The following is an 18,516-nucleotide window of genomic DNA, read 5'->3' on the forward strand; positions in this document are numbered from 1 at the left end:
CAGGGGTGGCGCGGGCCAGGGCGGGGTCGTACCGGGCAGGGCAGGGGCGAGCCCTGCCCCTACGTCATCATCCGAAACCGTAACCGAAACCGTAGGGACAGGGCTTGCCCCTGCCCCCATCGTCCCCATCGCCCCGGCCCCCAGTTCATGACATACGCCGCGCTTGCTGACCAACCTCGGTGAGGCTGAGACGGCGGTATTCATCGCGTTCGTCGCGGGCAAGGTGGCCATCGCTGATCAGTTGTTCGATGAGGTCTTCGATCGCGCTGAGGGTCATGTGGCGCAGGGTACCATATTCGCGGAGGCGGTCAGGGCCAATCGGGCTCTTGGGGCTGCCTTTGAGGATGCGAGCGAGGCCGCTCCGTCCAATGGCAAAGGGCATGTGCGCCAGACCGTCGAGCAGGCGCTGGATGTCGCTGCGCGGGTCGTCGTCACGCGGCGGCAGGGGTTGCGGTGCTTGCCCGGCACCAGCAGCACGGATCACCCGTACCCCTGTGCTGGCCTGCGGTGCGCAGATATCGCAGCCGGTACGGCACGGGGCAAGCCGCTGCCCAAAATGGGCCGCAAGCGTGCGGTGGCGGCATTCGGAGGAACGGGCATACGCCGCCATCGCTTCGATGCGCTGCTCCTGACGACTCCGATAGTCGTGGAGCAACTGCTCGATGCGGTCGGCCACGTCGGACGGGGCCGGGCGCAGTTCGAGTAACGGGAGCCGCATGCCCCCGCGGAAACGGAGGAAGCCTGCGTCGTGCCAGGTGAGCACGTACGCCTCGATCTCTGCCGGATTCAACCCGGTACGTTCGGCGAGTTCGATCAGGTTCACGTCAACCGAAACGCCTTCGAGAAGTTCAGCCGCCTGGGCAACCATGGACGCCTGAGGATCAGGTGCCGGCATACCGGTAAGAGTCAGGGTTGCCGTTTCGGGGGTATCAAAGTGGCGCTTGAGTAGGCCGACCCGTTCGAGCATGCTCAAGCCAACCCGCACTAGCGTATCGTCGTCGCCTGGTAGGGCGCGTTGCAACTGGTTGAGGTCAACGACATCAAAGCTGCCGCGCATCATGCCACGCACGGCCTTGTAGAGGGCGCGCAGATCATCGCGGCTGATCGCCTCATCTTCGAGCCAGGTGCTCAGCCGCGCCTTATCGCTGCCTGCGTAGAGCAACACACAGGTGGCGGGACGGCCATCACGCCCGGCGCGTCCGGCTTCCTGGTAGTAAGATTCGACCGACTGAGGCAGGTTGTAGTGAATAATGGCGCGAATATCGGCCTTGTCAATGCCCATCCCAAACGCAACCGTCGCGACCAACACCCGGGTCTTGCCGCGCATAAACCGTTCTTGCGTCGCATCGCGGTCAGGAATCTGGGCGTGGTAGTGATCGGCCGAAATGCCTATCTGGCGTAGGGCGGCGGCAAGCTCTTCGCACATCTGGCGGGCACGTGCATAGACAATGATCGGCCCGGCGATCTGCTGACACAACTCGCGCAAGGCTTGCAACTTCTCGTCGCGATTGCCCGCCCGGATCACCTGAAAATAGAGGTTGGGCCGATAGACCGAGGCCACAACTGTTTCACACGAACCAAGCGAATTGACAATCTCGTGCTGCGTCTCTTGCGAGGCCGTCGCGGTCAGCGCGAGCACCGGTGGGCGTTCAAGTTCCTCGAGGGCGCGCCCAATGAAGAGATAATCGGGGCGAAAACTGAGCCCCCACAGGCTGAGACAGTGAACCTCGTCAACCACAAAACGCGCAACGCCGCAGCGCTTGAGGGCGTGGAGAAACGCACGCTGGCGCAGGCGTTCGGGGGCGACATAAACAAGACGATAGTGTCCGGCGGCCACACCACGCAGCCGCGACGCAAGCTCGCTGGTACTGAGCGACGAGTTGATCAGCGTCGCATAAGGGCGCGCCTGCGGAGGCAAGCCATCGAGTTGATCCTTCATCAGCGCAATGAGTGGGCTGACCACAACGGTCGCCTGCGGCAAGAGCAACGCAGGCAACTGATAGGTCAGCGACTTGCCGGCCCCGGTCGGCATCACCGCAAGCGTCGCCTCACCAGCGAGCACACTCTGGATCACCCGGGCCTGATTGGGCCGAAACTCATCGAGACCAAAGATATCGCGTAAGACACGATAGGCCTCTTCGGGCAACGCGGGAGCGGGCGCCTCAACCGGCACCTCGGCCAGGCGCTCGGCCTCGGGGCGAGAAGCGATGCGATGTCCAAGGGCCTCGGCGGTTGCGAGACGCTCGGCCTGCTCGATCGCCGCGAGCTGACCGGCCAGGGCAGTGGCGGTATGCGTATCTTCGGCGAGTTGGGCAGCCCGCAGCAAGATCTGGAGATCGGGGATACCAGACGCATACCCAGGGCGGAGCATCAGCGCATCAATGTGACCACGCGCCCGTTCGGGGTCGCCCTCTTCCAGGGCTAGTTCAGCGAGCCGACGGATCGGCGCGATAGCGGTGGGATCAAGATCAGCGGCGCGGGCATAGGCAGCGGCGGCCTGTTCAGCGTCATCACGCGCACGCAGCAGATCACCACGCATCAACCAGGCAAAGATAGCGTGATCATGATCCTGCACCAGTTCATCGAGAAGTTGCTCGAGTTCGGCAAAGCGACGGGCGGCCAACAACGCCCGCAGACGCAACTGGCGACGGCTGAGACTGACCGCACGCTCGGCATCAAGTTCATCAAGGATCGCCAGCGCCTCATCACCGCGCCCCAGCTCAACCATAACACGAGCACGGCCCTCACGAAGCATCACGGCTGTTGGTTGCACTTCGAGCCAGGTTGCGAAATAGCTGAGCAGCGCATCGTAATGGCCCCAGCGATTGAGATAACTCACCAGACGTTTACGCGACTCACCAGCCACTAGATCGAGAGCCGCAGGGGGGATAGCCAATAATGGATTATGCTCAACGCTCTTCATACGCCGTATGATACCACAGCCGTCTGGCTAGCAACCAATCCCCAGGGTAATATCCAGGAACCATGTATGTAACCATTTGCCACTGGCGTGCATCTAACAAAAGGAGTAACCGACCCTCCAGGCGCATGGTTCATACGGCTGTTGATGGCGACTTCATGGTGGCGTGGGCTTTCCAGCCCGCACGCAGGCTGGAAGCCCGCGCTACCATGACGGTTTGCAAGTATGAATAGTCTGTGAATGAAGTTTTCTGGTGTCGCGCCGCCGTCCACGAAGTGGGGCCACGAATAAACGAATACCACACCGCCCCTATTCGTTTATTCGTGCTCAGCATTCGTGGTCGGCGGCGCGACCGGGAAACTTCATTCACAGACGACTGATTGGTCTTCAAGAAATGAATCCGCTCGAACAGCGCTCACAGGCCTACTAGACATGTGAGCTTGCGGAACCATGCCTTAGGGTCAATCCTTTTGCGAGAACGTGCAGCGACTGTCACAAGGAGGTGTCAGATGGCCCGTGTTGTGATCATTGGGGCCGGCTTCGCCGGGCACACAGCGGCACTCTATTTAGGGGCGCAACTTGGCAAACGGCATACAATCACGGTCGTCAACCGCTACGACTATTTTGGGTTTGTGCCGTCGTGGGTCTGGGTCGGTGTTGGGCATATGCGCCCCGAGCAAACAACGATCCCATTGAAGCCAGTCTATGATCGGATGCACGTCAACTTTGTGCAGGGGCGCGTTACCGAAGTCCACCCGGACGAGCAGTATGTGACGGTTGCGCCACATCACCAGGGCCAACCTGAGCGGCTCGACTACGACTATCTGCTGATCGCGACGGGGCCAAAACTCAACTTTGCCGCGACCCCAGGGCTTGGCCCTGCCGAAGGAAACACCGTTTCGATCTGCACGCTTGATCATGCCATCGAAGCGCGTGACAGCTACCTGGAGCATGTCAAACGGCTCGAAAAGGGTGAGCGCCTACGTTTTGTCGTTGGCACAGGGCATCCGGGGGCAACCTGCCAGGGGGCCGCCCTTGAGTACATCTCGAACATCCACAAAGATCTTGTGCGGCGACGGGTGCGCAACCGCGCCGAACTGATCTACCTCTCGAACGAAGCGGCCCTTGGCGACTTTGGGGTAGGGGGGTTGACCGCAAGGCACAAAGGGCAACTGCTCGCGAGCGAAGACTTCATCAAAGCCGTCTACAAAGAATACGGCATCGAGTGGCACGTGCAGCGCGGCGTCCACAAGGTTGACGACCGCCACATCTTGTGGGAGGACTACGCAGGGCACTATGGCGAGACCGCCTACGACTTTGCGATGCTGATCCCGCAATTCACGGGGCAACCAATCCGCTACCTTGGGCAAGACGGAAGCGACATCGCCGACAAGCTTGTCATGCCAAACGGTCTCGTCAAAGTTGACGCGATCTACGGGCTCGACTACGCCACCCTGCGCAACCAACCCGACGCGTGGCCGGCGACCTATCAGAACCCAACGTACCCCAACATCTTCGCCGCCGGCATCGCCTTTGCGCCACCCGGACCAATTTCGGCCCCCCACATCACCCCCAACGGCACCGCGATCACCGCCACAGCGCCGCGCACCGGCATGATCGCCGGCATCATCGGGCGGATCACCGCGCTCAACATCGCCGAAATGATCACCAGCGGCACCATGCACCACCGCGAACGCATGACCGAGATGTTCGCCGCGTGCATTGCCTCGATGGGTGACTCATTGTGGGACGGCGAAGCAGCAACGATCATCATGTACCCCGTCGTGCCGGATCACCGTCGGTACCCCAACGGCACCGGGCGCGACCTCTTTGTGACGCACATGGAACTGGGCACAAGTGGCGCATGGATGAAACGGATGGTACACGAAACCTTCATGCACAAATTCAGAGCTCGTCCGGGTTGGCAAATCATCCCTGAATAGGAGGCACCCGTGGAAATCAGTGATCGTGACCGTTTCTGGATGCGATTCAAGCTCTTTCAACTCTGGCGTTTCATCGTACTCAACCTAAAGATTCTCAAAGCCGTGAATCACAGCAAACGAGCGTGAGAGGTAAGCGTTCACCCTTCTCCTGCGAGCGCGGGCGGGTTGCCCGTGCTCGCAGGAGAAGGATGAACGCTCAGTTTTGAGGACAAGCAAACGCGTTACCGCGCCCAAGCTAGATTTTTTCCAATCAGAAGTTCGGTCATCTCCGCATGATGGCTGCTCTTCATTGCCACGAGTTGGGTATCAAAATGATACTGACGAGCGAGATCATAGAGTTCATCGGCATTATCATACGTGATCAGAAAATCCCCACAAATTGTCGATATCACGCGGAAGAGTTCCTCATGATCGAGCTCAGAATGCGTGTAGAGTCGGCTACCTGCACGCTTGCCGCCAGCCGTATAAGGTGGATCGATAAAGAAGACGGCATCCGCACGATGCGCGTTGGCACGAATGACTGAGAGACCATCACCTTCAACAAAGCTAATGCGGTCACGCACATCGATAATATCCATAATGCGCTGCTTCAGCGTTTGTGGATACCATCGTGATTTGAGACCCTTCCCATTCTCACCATGCTTAATTCTTCCGGCCCCATTGGCCAGAATGCCACCGCGATTGACACGGTTTTTCAGGATTGTCTGGAACGCAAGATCAGGTAGCGTGCATGCCGGTTCACCAAGCGTTGCTTCGACGGTTTCAGGCGTGAGATCGAAGTTTGCGATGCGCTCCGCAAGCCATAGCGCATCGCCATGGATGATGGTATGCCATACAGCCGCGACGTGCTGATCGAGTTCAACGATGGTGACATGCTTGGCGAGACGCTCAAACGCAACGGTTAGGCTGACAATAGCACCTCCTGCAAATGGCTCGATAAACTCGGCAGGAGACGTGTTTCGGCTGCTTAACCACTCACGAATACGTGGCACAAGCCAGGTCTTCCCCCCAGGATAACGAAAAGGACTACGCTGTGGAACCATCGCCACATTGACGATTGGCCGAGGTTTCGGATCATCAATAAATGATAGTTGCTGCATCGTGGTTCTCATTACTGTAACGCATAGATATGTGCGGTCAACAAGTTTTTCGTACAAGTATGCTTATCATACCTGATTTAGTGTAAGGATCAAGAGGCACTTGGGTGAAACTGAGGGCCATTGCATCTTGCCTTGGCACGTGCCACTAGGCTGGCGGATCGCCCTCACACGCCCACACTGTCGGCGTAAATGCCTCGGCTACCGAGGGCGAAGCCGGCCTTCGCCAGCTGGATCAGGCCACGAAGGTGGCCTTCGCTCCCCAGGAGCCGAGCCGTTCACGGCGACGGTAGGCTGCACTTCGTTCCGATAGGCAGCCTGCCGTGCAAGCCACGTCTGATACACACTTGCCCATTCGGTAAAGTCAAGTACCCAGTTTTCATCATCAGGTTCTTCACCACTAATGTACGCCGCATAGAAGGTTTCCGAGCGAACACCATACTTGCGCTCAAAGGTCAGAATGCTCTCTTCAAGCGCGTGGATATCAGTAAGCAGATCAGCGAGCTGCATAGTTATTTTCCTTGAGATGATATGGTCGCGATGGAACGCCCTACCCATCAAGGTAGGAATTTCCCCCAGAGAACCCTACCCTTCTTGACGGTGCTTGCTATGATACAATGCGTTAAATAGTGTGTGTTCAAGATTTCACAGCCTGTGGAGATAGTGCCCATGCAGCCGCGAGAGTTTATCACGCCCGCGCAGATTGTGGTCGGTTCCGGTGCGCTAGAGCAGTTGGGGGATCAGTGCCGTAAGCGCGGTTGGCGCAAGGCGTTGATTGTCTCGGATAAGATTATGCAGAGTCTCGGCCTCGTGACGCGGGTCGAGCAGTTGTTGGCCGCGAGCGACATTGGTAGCGCGGTCTATGCCGGGGTCAATACCGAGCCGGTCGTTGAGTTTGTGCAAGAGGGCTTGCAGATTTTCAAGGATGCCGCGTGCGATTTTGTGGTCTCGGTGGGCGGCGGTAGCCCAATTGATGCCGCCAAGGCGATTGCGGTGATGGCAACCAACCCTGGCTCGATTGAGCAGTATAAGGGGATTGGCAAGATCACAACCCCTGGTGTGCCGTTGGTGGCGATCCCGACCACCGCCGGTACCGGTAGCGAGGCGACGCTCTATACGGTCATTACCGATCAGAAGACCGATGTGAAGATGCTGATTGGTAGCCCGTATCTGATGCCGACTGTGGCGATTGTTGATCCACTGCTGACCTTTTCGTCGCCTCCTGGGGTGACAGCGGCAACGGGTGTCGACGCGCTGGTGCATGCGATTGAGGCGTATGTGTCGGTCAAGCGCCAGCCGATGACCGATATCTTCTGTCTCTCGGCGATCGAACTCATTTCGCAGAATATCCGCCAGGCCTGGTCGAACGGCAATAATATCGAAGCCCGCGAGAAGATGATGCTCGGGGCAATGCAGGCCGGCATTGCTTTCAGCAACTCGTCGGTGGCGCTGGTGCATGGCATGTCGCGCCCGATCGGGGCGAATTTCCACATTGCCCACGGTGTTTCGAATGCAGCGTTGCTGGCTGTCGTGACGCAGTTTAGTCTGATCGGCGATCCGGTGCGCTACGCCGAAGTCGCCCGGGCAATGGGCGAACCAATCGAAGGGTTGTCGCTGATGAAGGCTGCGGATCGCTCGGTCAAAGCGATTCGGCGCCTGGTCAAGGATATCAAGATCCCGTCGCTCAAGCAGCTTGGGGTCGAGCGCGAGCGTCTGATGGAACTCGCCCCTGCGATGGCCGATGCGGCGATTGATAGCGGGAGCCCCAATAATAACCCGCGCAAGCCGACCCGCCAGGAGATTATCGAGCTGTATGCTCTCGCCTACGAAGAGGACGATTAGACTCGGTACGCTCGCAGTGCCATATCATCATAAAGATGAAGCATGAAAACGGGCATAGAGGAGGGCCGACTTTAGTCGGCTGAACAGGAAGCCGACTAATGGTTTTGCCGTCCATGATCCGCTATGAACCCGATGCCGTGGGGCGAACGCCCTCGGCTCGGGGAAGCGAAGCCCGCCTTCGCGGGCTCGAGCGGATTCATTTCTGGAAGACCATAAGTGGTGTGTCAACGAAGTTTTCTGGCGTCCTCAGCCGTCCACGAATGGGGGCCACGAATAAACGAATACGTGTGTCACAAAGCCCATATTCGTTTATTCGTGCATGTTATTCGTGGTCGGCGGTGCTACCAGAAAACTTCGTTGACAGACTAATAAGTCGGCCCTCCCGGATGGAATGCTTGATAACCATTATGACGTGGCAGTATGGTTTCCAGCGGCTCGGCCCTGGAAACCATACGTATTTCTTTCGCACAGAGAGACGTTGACGTTGGATTCTTCATTTACCTATACAGAGGGGTCTCGATGATGAGTGGACCTACAGGTGCTGGTCGGCTTGAGGGCAAGATCGCCCTGATTACTGGTGGCGCAAGTGCGATTGGGGCAGTAATTACCCAACGCTATCTGGCCGAAGGCGCAACGGTAATCATCAGTGGGCGCAATGCCGAGAAGCTGGAGGCGTTTCAGAAGACGCTGGTGAGTGAGACGGGGGTTGCTGCTGATCGAGTGATCGCGGTGACGATGGATGGCAGCAAGAGTGACGAGGTGCGCGCTGGGGTCGATGCGGTCGCCAAGAAGGTGGGCCGGATTGATATTCTGGTCAATAATGCCGGGGGCGAGGGCGTGCGGCAACCACTGACGGCCCTGGTCGCTGGCGGGCACGAGGCCGAAGAGACGCTGGAGGGCAGTATCGCCAGTACCCTCGGCATTGCCTGGCATTTTATGCGCGCCGCTGTCCCTTATATGGCCCCTGGCAGTAGCATTATTAATCTTTCGACGATCTTTTCCCGCAGCGAATATTATGGGCGCATTCCCTATGTGGTACCCAAGGCGGCCCTCAATGCGCTGAGTGAAGCCGCTGCGCGCGAGTTGGGGCCAAAGGGCATTCGCGTAAACCTGATCTATCCCGGGCCGATTGAGGGCGAGCGCATCAAGGGTGTCTTCCAGCGGATGGACGAACTCAAGCGGGCCAAAGCGCAGACGACCGCCAATGAGGTTCAGGCCATGATGCGCCTGAGTCGCGCCGACAGCGATGGCACGTTGGCGATGAGCTTTCCAACGGCTGTTGATGTCGCCAATACGGCGGTCTTCCTGGGCAGCGATGAGGCCGCAGCGATCCATGGCGAGTCACTTGAGGTGACAAATGGGATGACCGTTGGCGATGAAAGCAAGACCACCTTTACGGCGCGCCCTGGTCTGCGGGCGGTTGATGGCACGGGGCGCGTGGTGCTGATCTGCGCCGGTGACCAGACCGAAGATGCGATGGGGCTGACCGGGGTGCTGCGCTCGTGCGGGGCCGAGGTGGTGATTGGCTTCCGTTCACGTGAAGCAATTGCCGAACTCGAGGCGAGTCTCGCCGAGAGTCGCCGTTTCGCCGGGGCGAATTTCACGCCACCGGTGCTCGTCTATCTTAATCCACACGAGCCCGAAACCATTGATGAAGCGCTGAGCCTGATGGTCGAGAGTACCGGCGGCCCCCACGGGGTGATTCTGCTGCCCGCATATGGCAAGACGAAAGCACCGTCGGTGATCACGGCTGATGATACCGCCGTGACGAGCTTCCTCAATGAGGAACTCGCCGGGACGATTGCCCTCAGTGCGCAGCTCGCGGCCTACTGGCAAAAGACCGATCTGCTGGGCGGCGCGAATCTCTATCAGCCTCGCGTGGTCTATCTGAGTAATGGCGATGACCGCAAGGGCAATGTGTTCGCCGAGATCCTCACCGCTGGCCTCGAAGAATTGGTGCGCGTCTGGCGCCACGAGGCCCAGCACGATCAGCGGCAGCCCGAGGTTGGGGCCGAAACGCGCCCCCTGCCCCCGGTCTGGGCGAAACAAATCATTCGTTATGTCAATACTGAAGAGGACGGCTTTGACTTTGCCTGCGCAGCGACAGCGCAGTTGATCTTGAGCAACCGGCAGATCGAGGCCATCAGCCTCTATTTGCCGCGCAATATTGCGGCGACGACGGGGGCAGGACGGCCTTCATTTGGCTGGGCCGAGAGCCTGATCGGGTTGCATCTGGGCAAGGTGGCGCTGATTACCGGTGGCAGTGCCGGGATCGGCGGCCAGGTCGGGCGCTTGCTGGCGCTCAGCGGGGCACGGGTGATGCTCGCGGCCCGCGACCACGTCAAGCTCGAACAACTCAAGGCCAGCATTGTCTATGAACTGACCGAAGTTGGCTACAACGATGCCGAGTCACGGGTTGCGATTACACCCGATTGCGATGTCGCGCGTGAGCGTGACATGGCGATGCTGGTCGAGCGCACGCTGGCGGTCTTTGGGCGGGTAGACTACCTGCTCAACAATGCTGGCATCGCGGGCAAAGAGGAGATGGTGCTCGATATGCCGCTTGACGGCTGGCGCCATACGCTCAATGCCAACCTGATCAGCAACTATTCGCTGATTCGCAAGATCGCGCCGCTGATGAAGCAGCAGGGCAGTGGCTACATTCTCAATGTTTCGTCGTATTTTGGCGGTGAGAAGTATGCCGCCATCGCGTACCCCAATCGTGCCGACTACGCCGTGAGCAAAGCCGGTCAACGAGCACTCTCCGAGGCGATGGCCCGCTTCCTCGGCCCCGAGGTACAGATCAACTCGCTCGCCCCTGGCCCAGTCGAAGGTGATCGTCTGCGTGGCACTGGCGAGCGCCCCGGTCTCTTTATGCGCCGTGCCCGTCTGATCCTCGAAAACAAACGCCTCAACGATATCTACGGTGCGCTGGTGGTTGCCCACCGCGAAAGCGGCAAGTCGATCGTTGAGTTGCTGACCTTCCTCGAAGCCAATAACGTTTCGGCCTTGCTCGACGCAGGCGATCTGTTGCCATCGGCGTTGCACAAGCTGGCGGCGACCTTTGTCAAAGAAGGCGATGCAGCGGCATCATCCAGTAGTTTCTTGATGAACCGCACGATTGCCGAGAAACTGCTAATCCGTCTCACGACAGGTGGCTATTTGAGTGCCGCCGAGACCGCCCAGGTCAAGCGCCTGACCGATGTGCATCCACCCGATCCCTTCTTTGTCCGGGCGCAGATCGAGCGCGAGGCGCGCAAGGTGCGTGACGGCGTGATGGGCATGCTCTATCTGCATAAGATGCCAACCGAGTTTGACGTCGCAATTGCCACCGTCTACTACCTAGCTGACCGCAACGTCAGTGGCGAAACCTTCCACCCCTCGGGGGGCCTACGCTACGAGCGCACCCCTATGGGCGGCGAGTTATTTGGCGAAACACCCACCGAGCGCCTAGCCGGCATCGTTGGCTCGACCGTCTACCTACTCGGCGAGTATCTCGAAGAGCATCTAGCGTTGCTTGCCCGCGCCTACCTCGAGCGCCAGGGGGCCACGAAGGTCGTGATGATCACCGAGACCGAAGCGGGCATCGAGCAACTCAAGGCCCGGCTGAGCGACCACGTTGCGGCGGGGAGCATCAGCTTCATTGCTTCAGGCGGCAAGATCGAGGATGCCATCGACGAAGCAATGCACACCTATGGGCGACCGGGGCCGATCGTCAGCACACCGTTCCGTGCGTTGCCGACCGCGCTGCTGGTCGGGCGCATCGACAGCGACTGGAGCACCGTGCTGGACGAGCAGGGCTTTGCCGACCTGTGCGAGCAGCAGTTGACCCATCACTTCCGGGTGGCCCGCAAAGCCAGCCTGATTGATGGGGCTGCGCTGGCGATGGTCACCCCCGAGACCACGGCGACCTCGACGACGGAGCAGTTTGCGATGGCCAACTTCGTCAAGACGACGCTGCACGCGTTTACCGCCACCGCCGGCACCGAAAGCGAGCGCACCGTCCACCGCATCCTGGTCAACCAGGTTGACCTGACTCGTCAGGCACGCGCCGAAGAGCCACGCAGCGATGGCGAGCGCGCCCAAGAGTTGGAGCGCTTTGTCAATGCGATCCTGCTCACCACCGCGCCACTGCCCGCCGAGGACGACAGCCGCTACACCGGCCGCATCAACCGCGGACGGGCGATCACGGTCTAAGGGTCTTTTTCCTTAGCACGGGGAACAACAGGGCGTTCGCGGGCACAAGCCCGTGAACGCCCTGTTGCGATCCATGCCTGGTTGCGCAGTTCGGAGGATAAACATATGCATCACATCACTACGTATGCCCACTTCTCCTGGGAGCGCGGGCGGCTCGCCCGCAAGCACACGGGTGCGTCGCCCGCACTCCCAGGCTTGCCTGTTACCCCAAATATGAACCGTTATCTCCATGAGGCTTCTTGACATATCGCAGAAGAAACAGTAGGCTATCTTCCAGCAAACAGAACCGACTGGCAACGAGATCGACCCATCGCCAACATCTCGGGCTGCCATTATATGAAAAAGCCCACAACCCTCGTAGCTGCAACGCATTGCAGCAAGGACTCAGTGCAATGGCAACTCAGAAACAAAAAGGGCAGCGCTCAATGACGCGCCTTGCCGTACCCAAAGAACCTATCTGGCGCCTGAGTGTGCATCAATACCATGCCATGATCCGCAACGGCATTCTTACCGATGACGATCCTGTCGAGCTCTTAGAAGGTTGGTTGGTGCTCAAAATGCCTAAAAATCCATCGCATCGCATCACGACGCAAGTGACCCGTGATCGCTTAGCTGAACTTGTCCCTGCAGGTTGGTATGTTGATGCTCAAGAGCCAATTACAACCAGAGATAGCGAACCCGAACCTGATGTGGTCATTGTGCAGGGCGACCGGCGCGATTATCGCGATCGACATCCATATGCCGACGAAATCGCGCTGGTGGTTGAAGTAGCTGATCCAACCCTCCAGCGTGATCGCACCAGCAAAAAACGCTTATATGCCCGGGCCGGCATTGCCATCTACTGGATTATCAATAAAGAGGCACTCATGGCCGTATCTACAGAGTCGCTTGAACTGAAACTCATTGGGCACATCGATAGTCTTCAGCTCAACTTGCAAGTGCTGCAAGGCCTATGGACTGAAGAGCAATACCTGATGCTCAGCAAGCAGACAAATCACCTGCTCGAATTCTCTGATGGCAAGCTTGAGGTACTGCCAATGCCAACCCGACGTCACCAGATGATCTTGCTTTTGCTCTACGAATTGTTCAAGGCGATGGTCAACCCGGCTGGCGGGATTGTTCTGGTAGCACCAATGCGCTTGCAGGTAAGGCCGGGTAGTTTTCGCGAGCCTGATGTGTTGATGTTGCTCAACCGACACGACCCACGTAATCAGGAGGCGTTCTGGTTGGGGGCCGATCTTGTGATTGAGGTCGTGAGCCCTGATCGCCCAGAACGTGATCTTGAAGAAAAGCCGCTCGATTATGCGCGAGCGGGTATTCCCGAATATTGGATCGTGAATCCGCTCGATGAGACGGTCACGGTACTCGTGCTTGAAGATGGCTCTTATACAACCCACGGTTCATTTGCGCGCGGTACCTACGCAACGTCAACCTTGCTTGAAGGGATGCGCGTTGACGTGGAGGCGATCTTTAGCTTGTAGCACCACCCATATTCCTACCAACGAGAACGCCCAGCTTGGCTGGGCGTTCTCGTTGGCAACTCCTTCACTATGGTAGCACGTAGCACCGGCTTCCAGCCGGTGGGCTTCCTGACCGGCTGGAAGCCGGTGCTACCTTCGCTGCGAACGGTCAAGCTCGTTTGAAACATGCCTACCGCTGAATAAAGGGCAGGTAGATCAAGGGACGTTCCGGGGACGAGCGGTTGAGCACCAGCGGGGCCGCAGCTTCGCCGGTGGCGACGTTGCCCCGGGCGACGGCACGCACCGTCACGGTTGCAGTCTCGTCGCTGGCGGTGGGGAGCGTGGTCTCCAGGATGGCGTCGAGCATCAGGGCTGCGGCGAGACGCGCCGGGATAAAGACGGAGCCAACTTCGAGTTCGAGGCGGACGCCGTTGACGTCAACGCTGGCGGTGAGGTCGTAGGTGGCGTCGAGGGTGCCAGTGTTGCTGATGACGGCGAGGTAGCGTACCGGGTTGTCGGTGCGCAGTTGCTGGTTGTCGCCGGTGAGGCTGACTGCGACGTCGTTGCGCCCGGCAATAGTCACTTCTGCGGTGGCAAACGAACTGATCCCGGCCTCGGCCTGCGAGCGTGCCGTGATGGCGAGTTGATAGGTGCCCGGCAAGACAAATGGCATTGGCCCGCCCTGCACCGGTACGCTCGTTGAGCCGCCTGGCTGCAAGGCCACCGTCGAACTTGCCAAGCTCGCATTGAGGCCCAGGAAGCCGCCGAGCACCAGGTCGTAGGTGTCGGCAACCGTGCCGGTATTCGTCACCTGCACTTGCCAACTCTGGCCCTGATCTGGGTCAAAGGTTGCGCTCGCCGGGGTCAGGGCGACGCTGACGCCGCGGGTGCCGATAACCACGTCAGCGACGGCCATGGCCTGCGCCGGGCTCTCCTGGGCGTTCACGCGCACGCGCACAGGGTAACGCCCTGGCGGCGTGCCGGCCGATGGTCGCACAACGAACTGAACCTCGGCACGGTTGAAGACAAAGGGTGTGAGGGTCAGTTCGCTTACCGGGGCGCTGTTGGCAAGCAACTCGCCCTGCCAGCCCGATGGCAGTTCGGGGAGAAGGGCGAAGGTTGAGGCCATGCTGCCGCTGTTGGTCACAGTTAGGGTCAGCACACTCGTGGTCGCCGGGCCACCCACGGCCTCGTCTGGCGCAAGTTGCGCTGTGACGCTCACGGCCCCATTCTGCACCAGGGTCGCCTGCGCCGTCGTGGTCAGCGGATCAGTCGGATCGCGCAGGATAGCGCGTACCGCAAAGGGCGTCACCTGCTGCGCCGCTATCGCGGTCACGGTGAGCGGCAACGTCGCAACGCCACCCGCTGGCACAGCGACGCTTGCGACGAGATCGACGCTCAGGCCGTCTAGCCCGATCACGGCCAGATCGTAGGTGCGGGCGGTCGCCTCGTCGTTGTGCAGGGTTACGGTCGCACTGACGGTTGCGCCATAGGTTGCCTGCAACGCGGGCGGGGTAACGCCTAAACGCAGACCGGCGAGCACATCGAGCATGCTCATGCCTTGATCGCTCGTGCCGTCAGGCAGGGTTGTGCGTACTGTGAAGGATACCGCACCCGGCAACGTCGCTGCCGAGGGCGTCAGCGTCAGTGGCAGACGCAAGCGTGTTTCGGGTTCCACTTGCACCGCGCCAGGCAGATCATCCTCCACACCAACCAGGCCGTCGAGGTTCAGCGTGAAGGTCAGCGCGGTGGTCGTCGGGTTGAAGAGCTCGACTTCGTAACGAGCCTGGCTGCCTGGTCTGGTCGCAGGCTGCACCGGATCGATGGTGACCAACCGTGCTGCGGTGACATAGAGCGGCGGGAAGGTGAGTTGGTTGCGTCCACTCGCCAGCGTAGCGGTCACCGTCGTGCCCTCGCTCACCGCGCGGACTTCGCCCGGTTGCATTGCCGTCAACTGGGCCGCAAAGCTGAGCGTGCGCACCGGTTGCGCCAACCCCTCCTGCCGATAGCGCCAGGTCAGCCCCGGCTCAGGCGTGCGCGGCGGCAACGAGAAGGTTGTGGTCAACGGCACAACGCCGGTCGCCGGGAGAGGGTGTTCCACATCAAGCAGATAAACAGGCACGGGATTGCGCAACGGCGACTGCGTGCGATAGGTATTGTGTACCTCCCAGCTATTGGGTTCAAGCACCGGCACCGTCAGGTCATCGTTGGCATTCGTGATATGGTAGTTGTACTGATTCCAAAGCGGGCGGGCCGCACCCCAGCCGCTAAAGCCGACCACGTAGAAACCATCACTGTCACCCGCAATGATTTCAGCCTGTCCGTCGCCGTCCACATCGGCGATAATCGGATAATCGTTGACCGTCCCCGAATTGATCAGCGGCTCGTTGAAAAGCAGCGTACCATCGCTGCCCTGGAAGATCGCCAACCCAGTGCCAGCCCCATTCCAGACCACCTCGTAGCGACCATCGCCGTCCAGATCCATCACGGTAACCCCCGAAGATGAGATTGTCCGATCAAGTACGGGCTTGGTCCAGAGCAAGCTGCCATCAGCGTTGAGCACGATGATGTCTTGTTCTTCGGCGGGCCATGGGCGCTTCATCACGGTGACAATCTCGACCTCGCCGTCGCCATCTACATCGGCAAGCGAAACCGAACCAGGATACAGGCGTTCACCGGCGTCGTAGCTCCAGACCAGGCTGCCATCGGCTTTGAGCAGTTCGATCTTGGTGTCCCAGACCATCACAATTTCGGGATCGGGATCGCCACCGGGCTGCTTACCGTCAACATTGGCAACTGCTGGCGACCCCCAGGTGCCGTAGCCCCGTGATTCATCGCTGATGGTGGTCGTGCGGCGCCACAACTCGCTCAGCGTGCCGTTGGCGTAACTGAGCGCTACCAGGATGTTGCTCTGCCCGACCAGGATCTCGGGCCGCCCGTCGCCGGTTAGATCAGCGAGCAGCGGCGGCGTGGCCGTGAATGTGAAACTGTACAACCCGACGTCGCTCATCGGCAGATCGTAACGGGCTGCGACCGTGCCATCAGCCTTGAAGACGATCAGGCGCTGAGTTTGCGCCCCGGGGTTCCTCCAGTCGCTATCCAGATGCCCAACGGCAACGATCTCAGCCGCGGGATCAGCATCAAGGTTCGCCACAGCGGCCCCACCCCACCCCAGCGACTCAACAAAGCTTGGAACCTTGATCGAATGGGGGAGGATCTCATTATTTGACCATAGCGGCGTGCCATCGTGGGCAAAAGCAAACACGCCCCGGTCACTGCCGACGATCACTTCGACCAGACCGTCGCCGTCCAGATCAACCAGCGCTGGCGTATCCCCTAGCCCGATCTCGCGTTGCCAAATGATCGGCGTCCCGTCGCCCGCATCCTGACCATCGCCCCGGTAGATGTAGAGGTTCCCGTTGCCTGAACTGACCGCTAATTCGACGCTCCCATCACCATCAAGATCACCAGCGCTGATGGTTGTGATGACGTAGCCGTCGTTGCTCGCGGGCACGTCGCTGGACCACTCGACCATCGGTATGCCCACGAAGGGTGTCGCCGAGGTATCGAAACCGGCCAGTCCACCCCGACGCAGATTGGCAATGCGCACGACATGCAGCCCTTCGCCAAGCCCGGCGAGACGGATCGGCACAGGTGAGCGCGAGAAGGCGTAGGTAAGGTCAACCATGCCTCGGCTCACCTCATCAACAAAGACCTCCACCAGGGTCGGCCCACTCTGGTCGGCACTATTGGTCACGCCTACTAGGGTCAGGGCATCACCAATGATATGGAACCAGGCATTGGTGCCGCGTTCGATAAACCCGCCACCGGGCACCCGTTCACTGGGGACAACTTGCCAATCGTTGCTCCGGTAGACACGCGCCGAAGACGCGTTAAAAAGCCCCTCGTCCATTGCGCTCCCATCCCAGGCATCAATGAAATCGAGCGTGATCCAGCTATCGGTCGCCGAGATATTGCGGGTACCCAGAACGCGCACGTCGAGTGTGTGCGGGCCTTCGCCCAAGTTACGGTAGACCGTACTGGTGATCCCGGCGGTCGCGCTGTACGTATCTAGCACCCCCTGGCTCACGCCATTGAGGAAGACCTCGGCTTGCCCGCCGTTGGTGTTGGTCAGCAACCCCAGATGCGCCCAGCTTCCCGTGAAGGTCAGGCTCGCCTGGTCGTTCGCGGTGTCCGAGCGGACAACGTACCCACCACTCGCCCGGCTTGTCTCCAGGTCACTCCAGGTCGTCGGGGCGACCGTCAGCGGCACGCCGTTGAAGCGCACTTCCGGCGCGTCCTCTTCGTAGCGGCTGATCCCGCTGCGCGTCGGCGGTTCCACAAACGGAGCCTCGCCCGGCGTGATGAAGGCGTCCAGGGTTGGGGAGCCCCGGTATTGCGCGATCTGGAGTACATGCGGCCCGTCGCCCAAGCCGTCGAAGGCGAAGACCCTGGGCGCGATGGCGTCGGCACGCAGATCAACCAGCCCCAGGCTCTGACCGTCCACGCTGATCCTGGTACGCCCGTAGTTTGGGCCAACCATCAGTTGCACAGCGAAACTGTCACCAGTGAAGGGGAACCACGCGATGGCACCACTCGTAGACCCAATGAGATAACTGCCGCCGCTCGGCGCACCGTTGGAGCTACTGAACCACGAGCCGCTTAGCCCCACCCTGGGATCGTTTTCCTCGAACGTCCCTTCGGGCATCGCCGTCCCGTCCCAGCCATCCAGATAATCCAGGCCGACCCAGTTGTCGCTTGACAGCGGGTTGCGGCTGCCCAGCACGCGCAGTTCGATGGTATGCGGGCCGGGGCCGAGGTTCGCATAGGCCACGCTGCGCAGCCCATTCACCCGGTTGTAGAGATCGATTTCGCCCTGGCTGACCCCATCAATCAGCACCTCGACGCGCCCGTAGGCTGGCCCGGTCAGCAGACCCAGATGCAGCCATTCACTGTTCAGGGTGGCGCTAACCACATCGCCCGCCGTGCGCGAAAAGGCGACGTAGCCGCCGCTGGCCCGGGAAGATGGATCGACACTCCAACTGCCCGCCGTTGTT

Annotated in this window: 8 protein-coding genes; 4 read left to right on the forward strand and 4 right to left on the reverse strand. The window is 60.0% G+C overall.

Annotated elements, in window-relative coordinates; genetic code table 11:
• Window positions 1–145 precede the first annotated feature (145 nt).
• Window positions 146–2,923: an ATP-dependent DNA helicase RecQ gene (locus EKD05_RS20605; protein WP_129676668.1), complete on the reverse strand. Its 2,778-nt coding sequence runs from the start codon at window positions 2,921–2,923 to the stop codon at window positions 146–148.
• A gap of 506 nt (window positions 2,924–3,429) precedes the next feature.
• On the opposite strand from EKD05_RS20605, the gene EKD05_RS20610 reads away from it, so the two are divergent.
• Complete coding sequence (locus tag EKD05_RS20610; RefSeq protein ID WP_129676670.1) at window positions 3,430–4,863, forward strand: NAD(P)/FAD-dependent oxidoreductase; 1,434 nt, start codon at window positions 3,430–3,432, stop codon at window positions 4,861–4,863.
• A gap of 221 nt (window positions 4,864–5,084) precedes the next feature.
• Here the strand turns inward: EKD05_RS20610 and EKD05_RS20615 are convergent, their stop codons facing one another.
• Complete coding sequence (locus EKD05_RS20615; RefSeq protein WP_240695877.1) at window positions 5,085–5,975, reverse strand: DNA adenine methylase; 891 nt, start codon at window positions 5,973–5,975, stop codon at window positions 5,085–5,087.
• A 186-nt stretch (window positions 5,976–6,161) separates the two neighbouring features.
• A complete protein-coding gene (locus tag EKD05_RS20620) occupies window positions 6,162–6,470 on the reverse strand; it encodes a hypothetical protein (protein WP_129676672.1) in 309 nt (102 codons plus the stop codon).
• A 159-nt stretch (window positions 6,471–6,629) separates the two neighbouring features.
• On the opposite strand from EKD05_RS20620, the gene EKD05_RS20625 reads away from it, so the two are divergent.
• The 3 genes from EKD05_RS20625 to EKD05_RS27280 all read left to right on the forward strand — a co-directional run bounded on the left by EKD05_RS20625 (window position 6,630) and on the right by EKD05_RS27280 (window position 13,480).
• Window positions 6,630–7,802, forward strand: coding sequence for an iron-containing alcohol dehydrogenase (locus EKD05_RS20625; RefSeq protein WP_129676674.1), 1,173 nt, complete (start codon window positions 6,630–6,632; stop codon window positions 7,800–7,802).
• Window positions 7,803–8,321: 519 nt separating this feature from the next.
• Window positions 8,322–11,999 (forward strand): SDR family NAD(P)-dependent oxidoreductase, encoded by a 3,678-nt coding sequence (locus EKD05_RS20630; protein ID WP_305038309.1) that lies wholly within the window; start codon window positions 8,322–8,324, stop codon window positions 11,997–11,999.
• Between the two features lie 392 nt (window positions 12,000–12,391).
• Entirely contained in the window at window positions 12,392–13,480 is a 1,089-nt protein-coding gene (locus tag EKD05_RS27280) for a Uma2 family endonuclease (RefSeq protein WP_129676676.1), read from the forward strand.
• Between the two features lie 169 nt (window positions 13,481–13,649).
• Here the strand turns inward: EKD05_RS27280 and EKD05_RS25995 are convergent, their stop codons facing one another.
• Complete coding sequence (locus EKD05_RS25995; RefSeq protein ID WP_205704013.1) at window positions 13,650–18,434, reverse strand: FG-GAP-like repeat-containing protein; 4,785 nt, start codon at window positions 18,432–18,434, stop codon at window positions 13,650–13,652.
• Window positions 18,435–18,516 lie beyond the last annotated feature (82 nt).

This window comes from Candidatus Chloroploca sp. Khr17 (genome assembly GCF_004138165.1).
In the GTDB taxonomy this organism is placed as follows: domain Bacteria; phylum Chloroflexota; class Chloroflexia; order Chloroflexales; family Chloroflexaceae; genus Chloroploca.